The sequence below is a fragment of the Streptomyces glaucescens genome, from assembly GCF_002154375.1.
In the GTDB taxonomy this organism is placed as follows: Bacteria; Actinomycetota; Actinomycetes; order Streptomycetales; family Streptomycetaceae; genus Streptomyces; species Streptomyces glaucescens.
In genome coordinates this window covers 1-1,571 of the sequence record NZ_MUND01000139.1, presented here as the reverse complement: position 1 = coordinate 1,571, position 1,571 = coordinate 1, and the positions used below count along the sequence as shown (strand labels likewise).

The following is a 1,571-nucleotide window of genomic DNA, read 5'->3' as shown; positions in this document are numbered from 1 at the left end:
GTCGACGCGCAGGCGGGCCTGCTCGGCGCCCAGCCCGTGCACCTCGACGCTGACGGCGTTGACGACTCCGCCGGCGCTCGCGACGTAGTCGGGCACCCAGAGGATGCCGCGCTCGTGCAGCAGATCGGCGACCTCGGGACCGGTCAGCTGGTTGTTGGCCGGACCGACGACGGCCCGGCAGCGCAGCCCGGCCACGCTCCGCGCGCTCAGCACACCGCCGAGGCCGGCCGGGACCAGGATGTCGGCGTCCACGGCGAGGATCTCCTCGGGCGCCCGCCACACGGCCCCCAGCTCCTCACCCAGCGCCCGCTTGCCGGCGTCGATGTCGGTGACCGTCAACTCAGCGCCCTCGGCGGCCAGCAGCCGCGCCAGGCGGGCCCCGACCCGGCCCAGCCCGGCCACCGCAAGGGTACGCCCGGCCAGGCTCGGCGTGCCGTACAGCCGCCGGGCCACGGCCCGCAGCGCGGCGAGCGTGCCCCGCGCGGTGTGCGGGGAGGAGTCGCCGCTGCCGCCCAGCCGCTCCGGCCGGCAGAAGACGTGTGGGGTGGACTCCGCGATGACGGCCATGTCGTCCGGGCCGGTGCCGACGTCCGGACCGGTGGCGTACGCCCCGTCCAGTGAGGCGATGACCTCCGCGACGTCCCGCAGCACGTCGAGACGGCGGCCGGGGTCCAGACGTTCGCCCTCCGGCAGCGCGACGACCGCCTTGCCACCGCCGCTGGGCAGCCCCGCCACCGCGAGCTTCGAGGTCATCGCGGCCGACAGACGCAGCGCGTCGGCCAGCCCGTCCCGCCAGTCGGGGTAGTGCCACAGCCGGAGGCCGCCCACGGCGGGTCCGAGCGCGGTGGAGTGCACGGCCACGATCACCGGCAGCCGGGACCGCCGACCGGTGTGAACCGCGACGCGCTCATGGTCGAGCATGACCGTCGTCCTTCCATTCGTCCGCTGGAACACGCCAAATCCTGCGCGAGCAGCGCGCGTTACCGGACCTCCACCGAACGAATGGCTGAACTCAGGCTATGGTGACCGCCCATGGACGAACTTGATTCGGCGATAGTCCGGCTGCTCCAGACGGATGCGCGGCAGTCCAACCGCGAACTCGCCCGCAAACTCGGCATCGCCCCGTCGACCTGCCTGGAACGGGTGCGCTCCCTGCACCGCCGCGGTGTCATCCGCGGTTACCACGCCGACATCGACCCCGCCGCACTCAACCGCGGCACCCAGGCACTCGTCTCCGTCCAGGTCCGCCCGCTCAGCCGTGCCGTCATCGACGGCTTCAAGTCCTTCGCCGCCGGCCTGCCCGAGGTCCTGCACGTCTTCGTCCTCTCCGGCGGCGACGACTTCCTCCTCCACGTCGCCGTCCAGGACCTCGACCACCTGCACGCCTTCCTCACCGACCACCTCAGCAAGCGCACCGAGGTCACCGGCTTCCGCACGTCGGTCGTCTTCCAGCAGGTGAGCAACACATCACCGGTCCGGCTGCCGGGAGCGGACTAGACAACCCCGTCCGCCCCTGACCCCGAGCGGCCGACGGCCTCCGCTACGCCGTCCCGCCCCGCTTCCTCCCGCCC

General features: G+C 73.3%; 2 protein-coding genes. One reads left to right on the top strand and one right to left on the bottom strand.

From position 1 onward, the window contains the following. Positions 1-921: Glu/Leu/Phe/Val dehydrogenase dimerization domain-containing protein (locus CCN42_RS10385; protein ID WP_086734791.1), on the bottom strand; the 921-nt coding region annotated here is incomplete at its 3' end. A 111-nt stretch (positions 922-1,032) separates the two neighbouring features. Here CCN42_RS10385 and CCN42_RS10380 point away from each other — a divergent pair. Beyond that, on the top strand, positions 1,033-1,497 hold the full coding sequence (locus CCN42_RS10380; protein WP_086734789.1) for an Lrp/AsnC family transcriptional regulator: 465 nt from the start codon (positions 1,033-1,035) through the stop codon (positions 1,495-1,497). Positions 1,498-1,571 lie beyond the last annotated feature (74 nt).